Source organism: Agrobacterium sp. LAD9, assembly GCF_003031125.1.
Lineage (GTDB): Bacteria > Pseudomonadota > Alphaproteobacteria > Rhizobiales > Rhizobiaceae > Agrobacterium > Agrobacterium radiobacter.
Genome location: NZ_PHGS01000025.1, coordinates 518465 through 537278 on the forward strand (window position 1 = coordinate 518465; position 18814 = coordinate 537278).

Consider the following 18814-nt stretch of genomic DNA (forward strand, 5'->3'; position numbering starts at 1 on the left):
AACTGTCGAGCCCGATGCGCCTGCATGCGCTATGGCGTCGGCATTGGCCGGGATGGATTTGCGTGGCAGGGGCGGGGTAACATCCATTGGCGTCAGCCATGGCCGAGATGGAAGCCTTTGCGAACTCAAGGGACAGACCATGCAAAAGAATGGGAATGCATTCCGCTATCTTGCCGGCACGCGGGCAATGCCTGCCGCTTCGGTTATTGGAGGTTCGGGATCGGGCACGACTGATAATGTGTGTTTGAGACATTTGAGCGCGAAACAGGATCGGGAGTGGCGCACACCCTCTATCTTATAGAGTTTCCGCCGCAAAAACTGCTCGTAGCCTGCGGTTCCCGCCACCGCCACCTTGATGAGATAATCATATTCACCCGTTGTCAGATAGGCTTCCAACACCTCCGGAAGAGCGGCCATCGCTTCCCCGAAACGCTCCAGAACCTCGTCGTCGTGGCGCTCCAGCATCACCTCGATGATAACGGTTTCGGTCAGTCCGAGCTTGGCTTGATCGAGAATGGCGGTGTAGCCGCGAATGACCCCTTCGTCTTCCAGCCGCTTGACGCGCTGCCAGCAGGGGCTGGGCGAGAGCCCCACCTTTTCCGAAAGCTCCGAATTGCTCAACCTGCCGTTCTCCAGGAGGGTGCGCAATATTTTGCGGTCAATTCTGTCTAGCGGCTTCGTCATGCCGGCCTCCCCAAAATACGTTGCAAAAAAATCTGCCGTCGCTGCGGCAGCCTGCGAAAGAAGTGTTTTCCGACGCACCGTTTGGTGGTGTCATTCGAAAGCACCTTCGGCTGATCTTTGAGTACCGTACTGCAAGGTACAGGCAGCAGGGAGGAGCAGGCATGGCACCGATAGAACAGCAGCATTTTCCAAGGTCGAGAACGCTCATCCATCCCGGCATTTCCGCGCCGGTGCGCATCAACAGCCTTCGCTCGCCATCTGCGCGCCATGTGCGGCTGTTCATCGCGCCGGGGCGTAGCCTTTACGATGGCATCGTGCGGCCGCTTTTCGAAAACGGCATTGAGAATGCCTCGCTCACCATTCTCGGCGGTTATTTTGACATATTGTCCTATTGCGTGGCCCCGCCCGACCCTTCCGGCAGGGCGGTCATTGCCTATACGAAGCCCATCGACGCCGGTGCTGCCTGGCTTGTCTTCGGCAATGCCACGCTGGGGCGCAGCATGAAGGGAGAGCCGATCGTCCATTGCCATGCCGCCATGCGCACCGCAGCGGGTGTGGTCAAAGGCGGCCATTTGCTGACTGAATCCTGTATTGTCGGCGAAGGCGGTGTTTCCGCCTTGGTGACCTCACTCGACAGTTTCGTGCTGCAACAGTCCTTCGACCCTGAAACCAATATTCCCCTTCTTCAACCAAGGAACCGTACGGAGCGCGCCGATGAACACGCATAACACTGTCGAAACCGGCTCCATGGGGCGTGTGGCCTATGCCCGCATCGCACCCAATGAAGACCTCGTTCTCGGTGTCGAGAAACTGTGTCTGGCCGAAGGTTTTCGAAATGCCTTCGTACGCGGTGCGCTGGGTAGTCTGGTCGATGCGTGCCTTGGCACGCGCAGCGGCGCATTCCTGCAGATACGCGGTCCCGCCGTTGAAATCGTCTCCATCGCCGGTGAAGTGCGCGCCCAGCCCGATGGCTCGCTGCGTGCCGCGTTGACCGGTGTCGTGGCCGATACCGAAGGTTCGGTTTATGGCGGACCCTTCATCGCCGGCGCCAACCCGGTTTGCATGACGTTTGAAGTGACGCTGGAAGAATGGTTGCCTGCGGAAAAGCCGCAGGCGGCGTGAGTTGCGGTGAGGCGGGCCGTTGAATTGCGCAGCGCAACTCATGCGGCGCGCGCCTGTCTTTCGGTCAGAAGTAGCTCGAAAGTGACGCAGACCGGGTTTTTGCCGCGCACCAGCCGCCCGCCGCTGATATGCTTGGTGAGATCGACCATCGCAATATCCAACATCGCCTGTTCGCCGCCCGCGGCGGAAGGGCCGATGCGGCCATTGCGGATGAGGATTTCGCTGGCATAGGCGGTGAGACTTGTTCCGTCTTCGTAGTCCGCACCGATCAGGCTGCCGATGCCGTTGACCTCGGCCTCCCGAAGGCCGAACTGGGTAGAGGCCGCTTCAAGGGCCGTGCAGATATCGGTATTTGGCCGCACCGTGCATAACAACGCCCGCAGGCCTGAACCTGTTCGGCTACGCGGTTGTGCGATGGGCGTGAAAAGCGGGAAATTGGTTTCCTCATCCCTTTGCACATCGAGGATTGCGCCATCCAGCGCCAGCGCCTCCAGCGGTGTTGTCGCGGCAAATTCGGCTTCGAAAGGCAACAGATGCCCCATGGAGACAACGCCGTCGGTACTCTTCCACGAACCGTGGCAATGCAGAAACGGCTCCCCATCCCGCCGGCCCATATGAAGGCCGGCGTCGATGATCGTACCATCAGGCATGGAAAAGGTTTCGCTATACCACGCGGCGTGGGCGCCATCGGGCGCGGCTGCGGGCATGACATAATGCAGCCGTTTCATCGGTACGTTTTTCAGTTTGACGTAACCACCCTCGAAACCCCGCTCCGCAAAGGCACTGGCAATCGCTTCGTTGACGCTCACGCCGGGCCGCGCCGTCAGCGTGACAGGATGGGCATGGCAGCCGACGGCGTGGAAGCGTTCGGGTGTTATCGGTCCGGGATGGACGATGTGACGGGGAAGCTCTTGCGTGCCTGTTTCCGTCATACCGCGAGCCCGGCGGTAATGAAGCCGCCATCCACGGCAAGAACCTGTCCGTTGATGTAGCTTGCGTCATCTGACACGAGGAACGCCACGGCAGAGGCGATCTCGTCCGTCCTGCCATAGCGATGCATGGGAACGCGGCTATGCCATTGGTTGCGGACATTTTCCGTATGAACCGCCTGGGTCAGCGGGGTATCGACCGGACCGGGAGCAATCGCATTGACGCGAATGCCCGATTGCCCCAGTTCGTTTGCCATCACCATCGTCAGAAGATTGACGCCGCCTTTCGAAGCGCCATAGGCGCTGCGGCCACGATTTCCGCACATGCCGGAAACAGAGCTGATATTGACGATCGAGCCGGCAATATCGCGGTCCAGCCAGTAACGTGCGGCAGTGCGCGCTACTGCGAAGCTGCCGACGAGATTGACGTCAACGATACGGCGAAATTCTTCAACGCTGGTGTCGATGGACAGTTTGTCGATACCGATGCCGGCGCTGTTGACGACGGCCACCAGATCAACTGCATGATCGGCACCGCCTGCCGTCAAGGCGGCGAAAGCCTTCTCTATCGACACCTCGTCCGCAACATTACAGACGATGCCGCGCGAGAGATCGATACCGAGTTTTTCGCAGGCTATATCCAGCGCCTCGCGCTTGAGATCCAGCAACCATGGCTGCCAGCCGCGCGCCATCAGGAGCTGCGCGGTGGAAAAACCGATGCCGGATGCACCGCCGGTGATCGCGACAGCCCCTTTTGTCTCTGTCGTCGCTTGTGTCATACCGTATCCTCCCGGTTGAATGTTGCGCCCGTCAGCCTGTCCGCTTTTCTTCGAAAACCGGCATCTGACCGCGCCTTTCCAGTTCCTCGCGGATCATTTTCTTGGTGATCTTGCCATAGGCGGATTTCGGCATGGCATCCCAGAACACCACGGTTTTCGGCAGCTTGTAGCGAGCCATCTTGCCTTCCAGATAGGCCTTGAGGTCGATGGCGGCGATATCCGCGCCCTCGCGCGCCACGCACACGGCCACGCCGACCTCTCCCCACACCGCGTCAGGCACACCCAGAACCGCAGTCTCGCTGATGTCAGGGTGCATGAGGATTTTTTCCTCGATTTCGCGCGGATAGATGTTCGAGCCGCCGGAAATATACATGTCGGAGGCGCGTCCGGTAATGTAGACGAAGCCGTTCTCATCGCGGTGACCAAGGTCGCCGGTGCGGAACCAGCCATTGCGGAAGGCTTTGGCGTTGGCCTCGGGATTATCGTAATAGCCGGCGAAAACGGCGGGGCCGATCACGCAGATTTCGCCGGTTTCACCGGCGTCTACCTCTTCGCCCGCATCGTTCTGAATCTGTACTTCCATGCCGGTGCGATCGAAACCGCAGGTGCCGAGCCGCGTATCCGGACCGTCTTCTGCGCTATGAAAAGAAGGCGGCAGCACGGTGATGTTCCCGGTGACTTCACCCAGGCCGAAATATTGCACCAGCACCGGGCCGAGCTTTGTAAGCGCCCGTTTCTGGTCGGCGCGATACATCGGCGCGCCGGCATAAATGACGTATCGCAGCGAGGAATGATCGAAACGATCCACGGAGGGGTCTTCGACGAGCATTTTCAGGATGGTCGGCACGGTGAAGGCATTGGTGATACGCCATTTTTCGATCAGCGCCCAGACGGCGGGCACATCGAGTTTTTCCGCCGCCGGAAGCACCGTTTTTGCCCCATGCGCCACCTGCACCAGCTGGTGAATACCCGCGCCATGCGAGAGCGGGGCAACGACGATGGAGGCGTCGCCCGGTCCGGTGCCGGGCATCAGATCGCAGAGATGGTTGGTGATGACGAAAGCCATCTGGCCATGGGTGAGCACTGCAGCCTTGGGGCGGCCGGTGGTGCCTGAGGTGAAGAAGAACCAGCACGGATCATCCCGGTCCACCGCCTGGCTTTTGACTTTCTGGCCCAGATGACGGGCCACGATGACATCGTAATCCTCACCGAACTCAGCCGTGCCGATGGCAATGGTGAAATCGATCGCGGTCGCTTCCTGGCTGGCTTTTGCGTGATCGGGAAAAGCACTGGCGCAGATCATGCCGCGTGCACCGCTTGCCTTGGCCAGATACGCAACTTCATCGGGCGATTGACGGTAATTGGTCGGTACCCACACCGCACCCACGCGGAAGCATGCGAACATGGATTCGAACATCTGGTTGTTGTTGGAGGACTGCACCAGAATGCGGTCCCCCTTTCTGACGCCGAATTCATTCTTCAGCGCATGGGCCATGGCGTCGACGCGGGCATCCATCTGAGCCCAGGTCCATGTCTTTTCACCCCAGACGAAGCCGATATGGTCAGGATTGCGGCGTGCCGCCTGGGTCAGGAAATGTGAGAGGTTCATCACCCGCGTGGTGGAGGGGGCGACCCCGCCCGCGGGATGCTGCACGGCACTTTGCATCGTCATTTCACGCGCTCCATGATCGAGACGTAATTGGCAACCGCAGTGCCCCCCATGTTGAACACGCCGGCCAGCGAGGCATTGGGTATCTGCATGTCGCCTGCCTCGCCCATCAATTGCATCGCCGCCATGACATGCATGGAAACGCCGGTCGCTCCGACGGGGTGACCTTTCGATTTCAGGCCTCCCGATGGGTTGATGGGCAGGCGTCCGGACTTCAGCGCCGTTCCTTCCTGGACAATGCGGTGTCCTTCACCGGGCTTCGCCAGCCCCATGGCCTCATATTCGATAAGTTCGGCAATGGTGAAGCAGTCGTGCGTTTCAACGAAAGAGAGGTCATCGAGCGTTGCGCCGGCAAGTTCCAGCGAGCCGGCCCAGGCGCGGCGCGCGCCTTCAAACGCCAGCGGATCGCGGCGGCTGAGCGCCAGAATGTCGTTGACATGCTTGCGGCCCCGGAAACCGATGGCGCGGTTGAGTGTGGCTGCCGTTTCCTCGTCGGCCAAAATGATCGCGGCAGCGCCGTCGGAAATCAGCGAGCAGTCGGTGCGGCGCAGCGGGCCTGCGACATAGGGGTTCTTATCGGACACCGTATTGCAGAAGTCGAAGCCGAAATCCTTGCGCATATGGGCATAGGGATTGAGCGCACCATTGGCGTGGTTCTTGGCGGCAATCATCGCCAGTTCCTCGGAGCGGTCGCCATAGCGCTGGAAATAGGCCTGTGCGATGCGACCGAACTGGCCGGCAAAACCGCCGCTGATATCGGCTTCCTCCGCGCGGTAGCAGGCGGAGAGGAGGATTTCGCCCACCTCTGCGGTCGGCAGCGCCGTCATTTTTTCGGCGCCGACAACGAGCGCGATGCGGCCGCGCCCGGCCTCGATGAAATCCATGGCGCTGTAGAGGGCGGCCGATCCCGTTGAGCAGGCATTTTCGAAACGCACCGCCGGCGTATAAGCGAGGCGCTCATCGCCCATCGCCACCAGGGCGCCCTGGAAATCCTGTTTCGAGAAGCCATTGTTCATTACGCCAACGAAAATGCCGTCGATATCGCCGACATCGACGCCCGCATGGTCTATGGCCGGCGCCACGACCGAAGCCATCAGTTGCTCGGTATTTTCAAGGGCCGACTTGCCGAAAGGCGAATGCGCCCAGCCGACGATCTGCGCTTTGCTCATTTGCTCGTTCTCCTTGTTTGCCGTTTCGTGTCGCCTTCGCCGCGCGTGCGGGCGCGGCTGGCCATCATTTCTCCGATGCGTGTCTCGATGCGGGTTACTTCCTCGCGCAGCAGCGCCGCCAGTTCCGGCTGGCGCTCCGGCCGCATGCGGCTATCCACAGCGGCAATGCTCAACGCGCCCGCCACCGCGCCATCAGGCGTACGGATGGCGACGCCGATACCCCAGGAATTCGAAAGGATCAGGCCGGGGTTCAGCGAATAGCCATTGGTTCTCGTCAACTCGACATCACGACGCAGCCCCTCCAGCGTGATGCCGGGATAATTGGCGGCAATCAGCCCGCTATTGGCGGCAATGACATTTTCCACCTCGGCATCGGGCAGCGCCGCCAGCATGGCGAGCGAACCGGCGCCAATGCCCAAGGGGTGTTCAAAACCGGCCTGAAGCGCATGGGTGCGCACCGGCCACGTGCCTTCTTCGCGATAAAGGCAGAGCGCAAATGTATCACGGCGCACTGAAAGGAAGCTCGAATCCTCCGTGCGGCGGGAAATGCGCGTCAGCCCGTCCTGCGCCATCTGCAGAAGGCCGAACCGGCGCGATGACAGGCTGCCCAGCACATAGGCCTCTTCGCCCAGATAATAGCGCCGCGTTTCCTCATCCTGCTCGACAAGGCCGGCGCGGATCAGGGCCAGCAGCAGGCGGCGGGCCGTCGGCTTGTTCAATCCACTTTCGGTCACGATGACCGAAAGCGCCACGCCGCGTTCCGCGTGCCTCCCGACCATGGAGAGTAGCGCCAGAGCCCGGTCCACCGCGCGCGCGCCTGTCAGATCGTTTTCTACCGGGATCGTTGTCGTGGCCATATCAGGAAAACGCCCCCACCGCACAGCTTTGCCCACCATCGACCGGCAAACAGACGCCGGTGATGAACTTGGCCTCATCAGATGCGAGAAAAACGGCGGCGCGGGCAATATCGAAGGCATCGCCCATGCGGCCCACCGGGACGGCGGCATTGCGCGCCGCCACCATGTCCTCGACAGAGGCATACTGACTGCTGATCTGCTTGTAGATCAGCGGCGTGTCGATCATGCCCGGCAGAATGCAATTGGCGCGAATGCCCTCCCGGGCATATTGCATGGCCAGCGCCACGGTCGCCTGGTTTACGGCCGCCTTCATGGCGTAATAGGCAAAATAGGGATAGCCGGTCCAGCGAATGGAGGCGAGCGACGAGATGTTGACGATGGCTCCGCCGCCCTGCGCCAGCATTACCGGCAACACGGCCTTGGCGGTGCGATAAACGGAGCCGATATTGAGATCGACCGAGGCGCGGAAACGTTCCTCATCCAACTCGACCGGCCCGCCCATATGGGTCACGCCGACATTATTGTGCAGAATATCGATGCCACCAAAGGCCTCGCAGGCGCGGTCAACGGTGACCGATACGGACTGTAGATCAGTGACATCGGCAGCAACCGCAATCGCCTCCAAACCTTCGCCGCGAATGATCTCAGCCGTTTCTTCAGCCGCGTCAGCGGAGAGATCAACACAGGCTACGCGCGCGCCTTCGCGGGCAAATTGCACGGCCGCAGCCTTGCCATTGCCAAAACCCGGACCCGATGATCCTGCGCCAAACACAAGCGCGCGTTTTCCCGTCAGGCGACCTGTCAAAGCAGTCTCCATTCCAATCGTCAGACATAGTCGGGTTGGCCCCGCTACGGGCGGGGCCAGTTATACAATGGACCGATCAGGTCAGGCTTGCGCCAACGGCCTTTTCAAGAATGGCCCAGGCTTCATCGCCATATTTGCCTTTCCATTCGGAATAGAAACCTGCGTCTTTCAACGCGGCGCGGAAGAGCGTCGCATCCGTGTCGTTGAAGGTCATGCCCTTGGAAATCAGATCTTCCTTGACCGAGGCGTTGAGCTTCGCCACATCGGCGCGTTCATCCTTGCCGGACTGGTTGAGATTTTTGGCAACGATGGCGCGCAGGTCATCCGGCAGACGCTCCCAGGCGCGCTTATTGGCCAGGAACCAGAAACCGTCCCACATGTGGTTGGTAACCGAGCAGAATTTCTGCACTTCGAACAGCTTTGCGGTGGAAATGATCGCCAGCGGATTCTCCTGGCCATCGACCACGCCGGTCTGCAGCGCGGTATAGACCTCGGCGAAATTGATCGAGGCAGGGGCCGACTTGAAAGCCTTGAACATAGAGGTCCAGAGCGGGCTCACCGGCACGCGGATCTTGAAGCTTTCGAGATCGGCCGGCGTGGCGATGGGCTTGGACGCGCTGGTGATCTGGCGGAAGCCGTTATCCCAGATCGTGTCCATGGCAACGAGGTTCTGCTTGGCAATTTCGCCGCGCACATATTTTCCGAGATCGCCATCCATGGCCGCCCATACGGAATCATAGTTCGGGAAGGCGAAACCGATGCCGCTGATGGAGGCGTTCGGCACCAGCGTCGACAGGATCAGCGGCGAAAGCGTGAAGAATTCAACGCCTCCCGAGCGCACCTGGCTCAGCACGTCCGTATCCGCGCCCAACTGGCTGCTGGGGAAGATATTGATCATCACCTGACCGTCGGTTTCCTTGGCAATCCGGTCAGCGGCCTCCTTGGCGCGAATGTTCATCGGGTGCGCGGCAGGCAGATTGTTGGCATATTTATAATTGTACTGGGCAGCGCGGGCGCGCGACACGAAGGCTGTGGCCAGAACGGCGGAACCGGCGCCGGCGAGCATGGTACGTCTGTTGATATTCATTGCTTTCTCCTCCCAAAATAAAGCATGCATCATTCATCGGCGTGGCGGGTGGACCCGCCACGGTCTTAGAGCAGAATGGTCGAAAAGCCGGGGATTGCGGCGATCAGCAGCAGGCCGATGACCATGGCCGCGAGATAGGGCCAGATGGCGCCCATGGCTTCATCCGGCGAGACGTTGCCGATCTTGCAGGCGATGTAGAAGCCGATGCCGATGGGCGGCGCCATCAGGCCGATATTCATGGCAACCACCACGACCATCGAATAATGGATGTCGTTGATGCCAAGTGTACGGGCGATCGGGAACATGATCGGCGCGAGCAGAACGATCGCCGGCAGACCCTCCAGAACGCAGCCGAGGATCATGAAGATCAGGATCGACACGACCATATAGGTCATCCAGCCGCCCGGCAGATCGGTGATCATCGCGGTCAGCTGGAAGGCAAAGCCGCTCTGCGTCAGCCCCCAGGCCATGGCCGATGCGCAGCCGAGGATCAGCAGGATCGCCCCGGAAAGGGCTGCCGTCTCGACCAGCATGGAATAGAGCTTTTTGAGGCTGATGCCGCCATAAAGCACCGCGCCGATGATCATCGCGTAGAGCACGGCGATAGTGGACACTTCGGTTGCCGTGGCGACACCGCCGCCCACCAGGCTGCGGATGAGGAAGGGCAAAACGAGCGCCGGGGCGGCAATCAGGGCTGCCTTGCCCACCAGCGGCCAGGGGGTGCGCTTTGCACCTTCCATGTTTTCATGCCGCGCCTTCCAGCGGGCCAGAACGGCCAGCACCAGAAGCAGCACCATGGCAATCATGAAACCGGAGGTGAAGAGGCCGGCAATCGACACACCGGCCGCCGACCCCAGGACGATCAGCACGATGGAGGGCGGAACCGTATCGGCCATGGCGGCACCGGTGGCCAGAAGCGCGATCATTTCCTTGGGCTTGTGGCCACGGCGCTTCATTTCCGGAAAAAGCGCCGGTGCGACGGTTGCCATATCGGAAACCTTGGAGCCGGAAATGCCGGAGACGAGAAACAGCGAACCGAGCAGCACATAGGACATGCCCGCCCTGATATGGCCGAACATCGAGGACAGAAGCTCGACAATCGCCCTGCCCATGCCGGTGGCATCGAGCACGCAGCCCAGCAGCACGAAGACCGGCACTGACAGCAGAATGATGCCGGACATGCCCTCGTCCATGCGCCCGATCATCACAATGGTCGGAACCCAGGTGGTGAAGGTCAGATAGGCGAGGGTTCCAAGGCCGAAGCAGAAGGCAATCGGCACGCCCAGCACCAGAAATACCGCAACGAACAGGCCGAGGAAGATCGCCAGATTAAAATTGCCGAGGGATTCCAGCATCGGCGATGCCAGATAGAGCAGGCCGGAGGCAACGGCGACGGTTACAAGGGCCGTGATGATATCGCGCAGCTTTTCCCGCCGGAAAAGATTGTTGAGCACCAGAAGCAGCATGAGACAGGCGCCGACCGGCAGCGCCGCAGCGCGAAACGACATCGGAATATTCAGCGCTGCTGACGTGACCACCCATTCCTCGATGGCGTATTCCATGGCGGGCTTGATGATTGCTGCAAGAAATGTCGCCACCAGCACCAGCGCCAGCGAATTGATATAGCCCAGAACACGTTGCGGGAACATGTTGAGAAACAGCGTCAGGCGCAGATGTTCACTGCGATCGATGGCAATCGCCGCACCCAGCATGGCAAACCACAGGAAGCACAAGGACGCCGTTTCATCGATCCAGACAATCGGTAGATGCAGGGCATAACGTGACGTCACGCCCAGCAGAAGCAGGCCGATCATCACCGCCAGCAGCACGGCCGCCACGGCCTCGATGGGGCGCATGAACCACGAGCCCGTTACCGGTCCGGTGTGCAACAGTTCGCCATCGAGTACAAATACGTCGTCATTCGCGTCTGCGGTCATGGTCATCGGGGCCTCCTCTCCCACAGAACAACCTTCGCAATAAGATGTCAGCAAAACAGGATGTCCATGCCACGACCGCGACATCAGGATAGCTGTTGTTGCCAGACTGGCCAGACCCCTCCAAAAGTCTGAATGTATCGGTATATTGCCTCCACAATATGGACCACTACAAAACCATGTATCCGGGATACACAGGAATATTTGTGAAATCAACAGTAAATAGACGGATTTGTGCAGTTTATTTGCGCATCTACAAGGTCCATATAGTGGATCATACTTTGTGTCGACCTTCATTCGCCGGCAATGACCATGCAGCACGGCACCTTATGCAAAGGCCAGCCAATGCAGATCGTGGCGGCCCGACCGGGGCAGGCCGCCATACACGCGGGTGCCTGCGTCGCGCCACGGAGAGCCGGAAGACATTTCTGCTTAGCCTTGAACTGGCTGGGATGGGGAAGGGCCTTGACGTGACGACCACTGGTCGAACTGGGAAAAATGACGGTGGTGCGGCTGAGCACTCTCTAACCGGCAATCCGGGCGTTGATTATCTCTTGAAATCCTCCCGCGCGGAGGTTTTGCGGCAAGGGGATATGTTCTCAGCGATGCCGCCGCCCGGCATTCTTCCTGTCAGGCGCGGGGCGATGTTTCGCCCCGCCTTTTCCCGAACAACCGCGGCGGATTCGGAGCGGCTTTATCTGATGCAGCAGGTGAGCCGCTGGTGCATCCGGGCCGCCCGCCATGCTGCTTTCAGATCAGGGCCAGAATCCGGGCCGGACCGCCGGTTCCGCCACGATGTGCCGGCGCGCCGACGACGACGGTTGCGCCCTTGACCGGCAAAGCCTCGAGGTTGTTGAGGCCTTCGATACCGTAGCGCCCGGCCGGAAGCCAGGAATTGTGAACGGCGAAATCGGCAGAGTTGCCCGGATCCAGCGAAAGCGTGTCGACGCCGATCGCGACCGTGTCGCGCTTGAGCAGAAGGTCGGTTGCCGACTTGCCGAAACCGGGAAAGGCGAATTTTCCGGCGTCGTCGGTGCGGAATGAGGGGCTCTTCACTCTGGTTGCCCAGCCGGAGCGCAGGGCGACGATCGCACCTGCCGGGATATCGCCATTTGCAGATATCCAGCGCTCGATGTCTTCAGCCTCGATGGTGGAATTGGCATCCTCTTTTGCGCGGTCGGTGATGTCGATGATGACCAGCGGGGCGACAAGTTTCTGCGGCTCCAGCTGATCGACGCTCGCGCCGTCGGCGCTGAAGTGGAACGGTGCATCGATATGTGTGCCGGTATGTTCGTAGATGGTGAGCTTGTGGAGCTGATAACCATCCTTGGTGATATCAGCTGCCCATTCGTATTCTATGCCCGGTTTGCCGTCGAAGGTGGGAAATGCGGAATCATAGGTGTGGGTGAGATCGATGACCCGTCCGGGTGTTTGCGCAAGCACCGGAGCCGCGAGGCTGCCTGCCGCCACCGCCGTTACACCGGCCACGGCGCCCTTGAACAGCAGGCGTCGTGACAGCATGTTCTTTTTCACGTTCTCGATCACGCAGTGGTTGCACATTCCTCAGTCCCTCCATTGAGAAATCCCTGATCGCAAGCGTAGCGCAAAGATGGGGTGAAGCAAGACAGGACCGTCCCTGATTTTTGACCCGTGTTCAGATGGCGGTTTCGGCAAGTCGCCGCCCAAAGGCTGCAATTGCCTTGCCCACCGGCAGGCGGCTTCTCTGATATCGTGAAAGGGCGGTGGGCAGATCGTCCGTTTGCCGCAGGGCGTCGCGCAGCGCCATTGCGTCTCCCGCGGCCTTGGAAACGCCCATCGCGGTGTGAGGGCGAACCACAAAGGCGGCATCTCCGACCAGCGCCATGCGCGGCGACACCATCTGTTCAGCCTCATAGTCAAAAATGCCCTGGATCGATGGGTTTTCCTCCGCTTCCACCGCAAGCGCCAATTGCGGCGGCAGAAGGGAGGACGCGTCCCTGCGCAGTTGCTCGCGGCGCTGCTCAGTCAGTTCGCCACGGGGCAGCGAATATTCGAAATGCCTGCCGTCGCGGCCGGTGAAGGTTCGGCCAAGCTCATCAGCTGGTGTAGGACGATACCAAACCCAGTTGTAACGGCGCTGTCCCTGTTGTGTCTCACCAAGTGGCCCCGGCACGAGGTAACCCAGAACATGAATTCCGGGTGCGATGTAAAAAGCGAAGCGGTCGAGCAGCAGGGACGCATCGGCCGGTAATCTGGTTTCGGGTATCAGCCCGCGCCAGGCGACATAACCCGCAAAGGCGTTTTCCGAATGGCGATTGACCGCCTTGCGGATGGCCGAACCCAAGCCATCCGCGCCTATTACGAGATCAGCGCGCTCTTGCCTGCCGTCGGCGAAGGACAGCATCACTCCATCAGGGCCTTCCCGAACCGCGTCGACATGGTGTCCCAGGAGATAGGTATCGGCGAGGAGGCGGGAGGACACGCGCTCAAAGAGGTAGTCCCATGAAATCTGCATCTGCGGCGTCTTCTGGCGCTGGGCCACGCGGCCGCCAGCATCGAGGTAGATGCGCTCCTTCGCAACCACACCGACATGGGTGACGTCTTCGCAGCCGATCTGGTCCAGAACCTCGAACAGGTCCTGCTGCGGCACCAGTCCTGCACCACGCCCGCCGAGGCCGGACGAGGAGCGTTCGTAGACTTTCACATCGTGCCCGTCCTGCTGCAGCAATATCGCCGTGAAAAGACCGGCAAGCGAGCCGCCGGCGATGCGGATTGTCAATGGTTTCATGGCCGTTCCTGTCTTTCGATATTGGTTTTGCGGCGTCGCGCCTTGTCTCGGTGAGAAAAGACCGGCGGATCGGACATGCCGAAACGCCGGTCAATGGGCGGACAGGATGTTCAGCCCGGCATGATCGCCGGCTGGTTTGCGGGAAATTTCGCCACGTCTTCGACGCTGACGTTGAGGTGCTGGGCCACCAGCGCCGGTGGGGTATGCGTCAGCCAGGAGGACAGGCTGACCTCCTGGTATTCGGCGGTCTTGAAGACCGCGACGAATTGCAGGTCGGTCTTCCCGGTATTTTCGATGATGTGGCCCTGGCTTCTTTTCACGTAACCGATATCGCCGGCGCGGAAATCGGCGGTCTGGCTGCGCGGGCCCGCGTCGAACACGGTCATTCGGCCTTCACCCTTGATCCAGTATTGCCATTCGTCCGCATTGGGATGCCAGTGCATTTCGCGCACACCGCCGGGCTTGATCGTTTCGATGGCGGCGGCGATGGTTTTGGACACGGTAAAGGCACTGCTATCCGCAAGGCGAATGACCCCGGCGGCGTTTTCCTTCAGCGGTTTTGATGCAGCGAGCTTGTAGGTGAACGGGAATGGGGGAAGTCCCGCGCCGGCAACGGCTTCCTGATCCCTGGAGAGCGGTCCCGGCTCCTTGCCCTGGAAAATCCAGAGGTTCTGCAGCGGAATGTTCCGGAACACGTCCTGCGCGACGCCGAAATTCTTGGCCAGCAGTTCGGGTGAGGTATGCGCCAGCCAGTCGGTGAGAAGCAGCGTGCCATATTCGGACTGGTCGCCTTCGTCGAACACGATGACGAATTCGCATCCTTCAGGGCCAAGTCCCTGCAGCGAATGGGGGTAGCCGGCCGGAAAATACCAGAGATCACCGGCCTCGACATCCTGCACATAGGCGCGGCCCTGCGTATCGAGCACCGTGATGCGGCAACGGCCATTGGTCATGATCGCCCATTCTGCGGCACGGTGCCAGTGCATCTCACGAACGCCGCCCGGTCCGAGCCGCATGTTGACGCCGGACACGGCATCCGAAATCGCGAAGTCCGACTTGGTCACCTGACGTGCCCATCCGCCGTTCTGGATACGCTTGGCGGCGTTGTTGAACGAGCCCCAGAAGAGCTGCATGTCGCCCACATCGGTCGCCGGCGGGCTCTGGAAGGATGGAAACTGATCGTTGATCGCAGGGTTCTTCGGGCCGGGATCGCCGAGACCCGCGGCATTGGCATTGATTGCTCCCTCGGCGGGCTGGTCGGGATTGCCGAAAGAGGCTGCCCCGGCCGTGCTGGCGGCAAGGGCGGTGCCGCCGACGGCGCCGATTGCGAGGACTGCGCGTCTGGTCAACGTTTCCATTTCAGAACTCCTTGTTCATGGCGAGTTGGGACGAGGTGTCGAAAGAGCGGGTCTGTGATGCGAGCTGGAGCACGGCGATGCGGTCGATCAGCTCGGCATTGAAGAGGCGGTGCTGCAGCTGGCAGAAAGCTTTTGGATCGAGCGCGTCGTGCCGGTCCGTTTTCTGGGCGGCGCGGGTGGCGACGCAGGATGTCTTGTCCAGTGCCGGAACAGCCTGTGCGCCTTCGGACGTTTCACTGAGCGCCGGCGCGGGAGCGGAAAGTCCGCCCAGCCTGTCGATCGCCTGTGGTGTGAGGGTGCGGAAGGCGCTGGCTGATGCGACGTCTTCGGAGGCCGCAAGCGCCGGTTCGCCATTCCTGATCAGGAAAGCATTGCCACCGAGCACGGCAACCGTGCCCAGTGCCAACACCGCTGCGACTTTGAGACGACAGGGTCTCTGCTCGTCCGCATTCTTGCTGATGGAGGTCATGCCCTGCTCCTAAAAAGGGTGATGGTGTCGTCAGGAACGTTCGGAGGGGAAGCGCTTGACTGGAGCAAAGGCTACGGCGGAGAAGCGGAGCCGGCATCTATACAGAGGTCTAGTTCGTATAGCGGAAGGTGTTGGCGGCGGGATAAGCGCCGAGAGGCATCCGCTCAACGGCAATGCCTGCCCGGACGGCAGGGCGTCGGGGCATGACGTAACAGCGAATTTCACTTGGGAGAGGATGCAGCCAGAGCGATGGAAGGCTTGTCTGCGAGCGGTATAGGCTGGCTCACTCGCTCGGTGGCGAAGCGTCAGCCGTCAGGACGGCCGGGCGAGAACGGATTCCAGGCATCCGATCAGACTGACGATATTGACCGGCTTGCCGAGAAAGGCCAAAGCGCCGCCGTTCAAGGCCGCATTCCGGGTGCGCTCATCCTGATAGGAGGTGACGAAGATCATCGGCGGGTGGTTGCCGCGCCTGTTCAGCTCGCTCTGCAACTCGATGCCGGAAAGACCGGGCATTTTGACATCCACGACGATGCAGTCGATGTCCGTCTGCTGCTTCGATTCCAGGAATTGTTCGGCAGAAACAAACAGGCGGCATTCGTAACCGAAGGACATGATGAGATCATCCATGGCTTCGCGAATGGCGGGATCGTCGTCGACGACGGCAATGACGGGAACGGGGGGCAATGAAAGCGACCTTTTCTGTTTTTCTTTCTTTCTCTATGCGCCCATGCCGCTCTCAAAGATACCATACTAAGATACAGGTGGCCTTAGCTTCTCGCCGATCAGCTCCGCTTTCCGCACGAGGTCGGCAACCGATCTCGCTTCCATTTTACGCATGACATTGCCCCGGTGCAGTTTCACGGTGACTTCGCTGATGCCGAGCTCATAGGCGATCTGCTTGTTCATCAGGCCGCGGACAACGGCGCCCATGACCTCGCGCTCCCTTGGGGTCAGCTGCTCGGCAAGGGAGGTGACTGCCTCGTTCTGGGCGCTTTCGCGGCGGCGCGACGCATCCCGCTCCATCGCGGCCGCAACGGCGTCCAGAATGTCCTGTTCCTTGAAGGGCTTGGTCAGAAAATCGACGGCGCCCGCCTTCATCGCCCGCACGCTCATCGGGATATCGCCGAAGCCGGTCATGAAAATGATCGGCATCCGGTTGCCGACGCGTTCCAGCTGCATCTGGAAATCAAGACCGCTTATGCCCGGAAGCCGCACATCAAGCAGCAGGCAGCCGGGCCGGTTCAGATTGGCTTTTTCAAGAAAGGCGGCGGCGCTGTCGAAAGCTTCGGCATCGAATTTCATGGAGCGGAAAAGATCGGTGAGCGCCTCGCGCATCGACACATCGTCGTCGACGATGAACACGATGGGTGACGGCGGCTCCTTTGTCGTCTTGCGTGGCTCAGGCATGTTCCATCTCCTGGCTGATCGGCATGGAAATGGTAAAGACCGCCCCGCCGAGAGGATGATTGTCACCGGTAAGCCTGCCGCCCCGTGCTTCCAGTGTCGTGCGGCAGATGGAAAGCCCCATGCCCATTCCCGTCTCCTTGGTCGTGAAAAACGGCGAAAACAGCTTTTCCTTCATCTGCACCGGGAAACCCGGCCCATTGTCGTGAACCGCAATATGAATATTGTCCCTGTCTTCGCGCTCCTTCCGCACCGTGATGGTGCGATTGCCGGTGCCCGCCTCGTCCATGGCCTGAATGGCGTTGGTGAGAAGGTTGATGAGGACCTGCTGCAATTCGATCCTGACGGCTGTTATCGGTGGTGTGGCCGTTTTTTCCACATGCACCGTGGTTCCGCTGCGTTCCAGCTCATGTTCGAGAAGGCTTAGCGTTTCATCGATGAACTCATCGAGGTCGAAGGTTTCCATCTTGCCGCTCGTATGGGCGAGCAGGCTGCGCGTGTTCTGGATGATTTCACTGGCGCGCTGCCCGTCGCGGATCATGCGTTCGGCCGAGCGGCGGGCGGCGGCAATATCCGGCGGATCGCGATCGAGCCACCGCAGCAATGTCTGCGCATTGACGATGATGGCGCCAAGCGGCTGGTTCAGTTCGTGGGAGAGCGATGCGGACATGGCTCCGACGGCTGCCGCCTTCGAGGCTTTTGTCAGCTCCGCCTGTGCCTCGGCCAGCGCCTTCAGCGCCATTTCGCGCTGGGTGATATCCACCATGCTGACCACCACACGGTTGAAGGAGGCCGCTTCTGCAGGGAAACTGATGGAAAGAAGCACCAGCTTGTCTTCGCCGGTGTCGGTGCGCACCACCACCTTGTCTTCGAAGACAGGCCGGTTGTCGATGATCGCCTGCAGGACATCGACGAACTTGCCGGACGAAGAAACGACCGACTGCTGGAGGGTGCCGCGGATAGAGGAATCGTAACCCAGCATTTCCTTTCCGGCTTCATTTGACGCAACAACCGTGATGAGATCGATGCATTGCTGCGTAAAACCCGGGTTAGCGCGCGCATGGGCCCGTATGTCGGTGATACCCCGCTGCTTGAGGCCCATCAGCAGGGCGTGAAGCTTCGAATAGTCGCGTTCCCAGAGTGCGACGCGCGTGCGGTCGAAAATGGAGCGATAACGCTCCTCGCTTTCCTTCAGCGCCGCATTGACGGATAGCATTGCCAGCCGGGCGGTCTCCGTTTTCAAAAGCAGCATGGTCGTGACGGCAAGTGCCGCAAGGGCGACGACCAACCGAAGGGCCGACTGGAAATCCGCGTCCTGCGCGTGGGTTGCTGCATAGGACAGGAGGGAAAGAATTGCACAGGCACAGGAGATCGCGATCAGTCCCGACCAGCTTACAGTCTGCGCGGCCAAAAGGACCGTGATGACATAGAGCACTGCGATCGCGCCTTCTATGTCGGTATAGGTATCGACGTAAAATACCGCGGCCGCCAGCGCCAGCGCCCCAAGGCCAAAGGCCAGATGGTGGGCTCGGCCTTCCGGCTCGCGCGCGCGAAACATCCTTGACGCAATCGACATTGTTCCCCCGATGCGATTTTTGCCGACAATACGGTTTTTTCAGCACAACCTGACCTATACATAGGTCTTGGTTGCCACCGTCGTCGAAACATCAGGATAGCGGTAAAACGGCACGGCGCTATATCGAAAAATCCGCATATATGGCCGGTCATCCACAGGCCATGCCTGATGGCCCGAGGTGAGGTCCAACCCAAACGGTGGG

At 60.4% G+C, this 18814-nt stretch carries 18 protein-coding genes and 1 pseudogene; 3 read left to right on the plus strand and 16 right to left on the minus strand.

What is annotated here, in order from left to right; all coding sequences use genetic code 11:
- Nucleotides 1-24: 24 nt before the first annotated feature.
- A pseudogene (locus DA915_RS23835) lies at nucleotides 25-117 on the plus strand (L,D-transpeptidase); the annotation flags it as partial.
- 48 nt (nucleotides 118-165) lie between these two features.
- Here the strand turns inward: DA915_RS23835 and DA915_RS23840 are convergent.
- Nucleotides 166-684, minus strand: a complete 519-nt coding sequence (locus DA915_RS23840) for an Lrp/AsnC family transcriptional regulator (RefSeq protein ID WP_035213215.1) — start codon at nucleotides 682-684, stop codon at nucleotides 166-168.
- 161 nt (nucleotides 685-845) lie between these two features.
- On the opposite strand from DA915_RS23840, the gene DA915_RS23845 reads away from it, so the two are divergent.
- Nucleotides 846-1412 carry a DUF296 domain-containing protein gene (locus DA915_RS23845; RefSeq protein ID WP_192886644.1) on the plus strand — a complete coding sequence of 189 codons (567 nt, stop codon included), beginning with the start codon at nucleotides 846-848 and terminating at the stop codon, nucleotides 1410-1412.
- Complete coding sequence (locus DA915_RS23850) at nucleotides 1399-1806, plus strand: PPC domain-containing DNA-binding protein (RefSeq protein ID WP_162687306.1); 408 nt, start codon at nucleotides 1399-1401, stop codon at nucleotides 1804-1806. The genes DA915_RS23845 and DA915_RS23850 overlap by 14 nt, the downstream gene beginning before the upstream one ends.
- A gap of 38 nt (nucleotides 1807-1844) precedes the next feature.
- On the opposite strand, the gene DA915_RS23855 is transcribed toward DA915_RS23850, so the two are convergent.
- The 15 genes from DA915_RS23855 to DA915_RS23925 all read right to left on the minus strand — a co-directional run bounded on the left by DA915_RS23855 (nucleotide 1845) and on the right by DA915_RS23925 (nucleotide 18612).
- Complete coding sequence (locus tag DA915_RS23855; RefSeq protein ID WP_107677498.1) at nucleotides 1845-2738, minus strand: DUF296 domain-containing protein; 894 nt, start codon at nucleotides 2736-2738, stop codon at nucleotides 1845-1847.
- Nucleotides 2735-3514 (minus strand): SDR family NAD(P)-dependent oxidoreductase, encoded by a 780-nt coding sequence (locus DA915_RS23860; protein ID WP_107677499.1) that lies wholly within the window; start codon nucleotides 3512-3514, stop codon nucleotides 2735-2737. Before DA915_RS23860 ends, DA915_RS23855 begins: the two co-directional genes overlap by 4 nt.
- Before the next feature lie 31 nt (nucleotides 3515-3545).
- Nucleotides 3546-5186: an acyl-CoA synthetase gene (locus DA915_RS23865; RefSeq protein ID WP_107677500.1), complete on the minus strand. Its 1641-nt coding sequence runs from the start codon at nucleotides 5184-5186 to the stop codon at nucleotides 3546-3548.
- Nucleotides 5183-6352 carry an acetyl-CoA acetyltransferase gene (locus tag DA915_RS23870; protein ID WP_107677501.1) on the minus strand — a complete coding sequence of 390 codons (1170 nt, stop codon included), beginning with the start codon at nucleotides 6350-6352 and terminating at the stop codon, nucleotides 5183-5185. Before DA915_RS23870 ends, DA915_RS23865 begins: the two co-directional genes overlap by 4 nt.
- On the minus strand, nucleotides 6349-7209 hold the full coding sequence (locus tag DA915_RS23875; RefSeq protein WP_107677502.1) for an IclR family transcriptional regulator: 861 nt from the start codon (nucleotides 7207-7209) through the stop codon (nucleotides 6349-6351). The genes DA915_RS23870 and DA915_RS23875 overlap by 4 nt, the downstream gene beginning before the upstream one ends.
- 1 nt (nucleotide 7210) lies before the next feature.
- Entirely contained in the window at nucleotides 7211-8014 is an 804-nt protein-coding gene (locus DA915_RS23880) for an SDR family NAD(P)-dependent oxidoreductase (RefSeq protein ID WP_162724199.1), read from the minus strand.
- Between the two features lie 76 nt (nucleotides 8015-8090).
- Nucleotides 8091-9101 carry a TRAP transporter substrate-binding protein gene (locus tag DA915_RS23885; RefSeq protein ID WP_026372383.1) on the minus strand — a complete coding sequence of 337 codons (1011 nt, stop codon included), beginning with the start codon at nucleotides 9099-9101 and terminating at the stop codon, nucleotides 8091-8093.
- A 65-nt stretch (nucleotides 9102-9166) separates the two neighbouring features.
- Complete coding sequence (locus tag DA915_RS23890; protein WP_003508278.1) at nucleotides 9167-11044, minus strand: TRAP transporter large permease subunit; 1878 nt, start codon at nucleotides 11042-11044, stop codon at nucleotides 9167-9169.
- 741 nt (nucleotides 11045-11785) lie between these two features.
- Nucleotides 11786-12595, minus strand: a complete 810-nt coding sequence (locus DA915_RS23895; protein WP_107677504.1) for a cyclase family protein — start codon at nucleotides 12593-12595, stop codon at nucleotides 11786-11788.
- 94 nt (nucleotides 12596-12689) lie between these two features.
- Nucleotides 12690-13802: an FAD binding domain-containing protein gene (locus DA915_RS23900; RefSeq protein ID WP_107677505.1), complete on the minus strand. Its 1113-nt coding sequence runs from the start codon at nucleotides 13800-13802 to the stop codon at nucleotides 12690-12692.
- A 110-nt stretch (nucleotides 13803-13912) separates the two neighbouring features.
- The gene (locus DA915_RS23905; RefSeq protein WP_080866680.1) at nucleotides 13913-15160 is read right to left on the minus strand and encodes an oxalate decarboxylase family bicupin; all 1248 of its coding nucleotides are present in this window, start codon (nucleotides 15158-15160) and stop codon (nucleotides 13913-13915) included.
- Nucleotide 15161: 1 nt separating this feature from the next.
- On the minus strand, nucleotides 15162-15629 hold the full coding sequence (locus tag DA915_RS23910; RefSeq protein ID WP_107677506.1) for a hypothetical protein: 468 nt from the start codon (nucleotides 15627-15629) through the stop codon (nucleotides 15162-15164).
- Between the two features lie 312 nt (nucleotides 15630-15941).
- Nucleotides 15942-16316: a response regulator transcription factor gene (locus DA915_RS23915; RefSeq protein ID WP_099086955.1), complete on the minus strand. Its 375-nt coding sequence runs from the start codon at nucleotides 16314-16316 to the stop codon at nucleotides 15942-15944.
- Between the two features lie 66 nt (nucleotides 16317-16382).
- Nucleotides 16383-17039, minus strand: a complete 657-nt coding sequence (locus tag DA915_RS23920) for a response regulator transcription factor (protein ID WP_003508308.1) — start codon at nucleotides 17037-17039, stop codon at nucleotides 16383-16385.
- Nucleotides 17032-18612 carry a sensor histidine kinase gene (locus DA915_RS23925; protein ID WP_060726464.1) on the minus strand — a complete coding sequence of 527 codons (1581 nt, stop codon included), beginning with the start codon at nucleotides 18610-18612 and terminating at the stop codon, nucleotides 17032-17034. The genes DA915_RS23920 and DA915_RS23925 overlap by 8 nt, the downstream gene beginning before the upstream one ends.
- Nucleotides 18613-18814 lie beyond the last annotated feature (202 nt).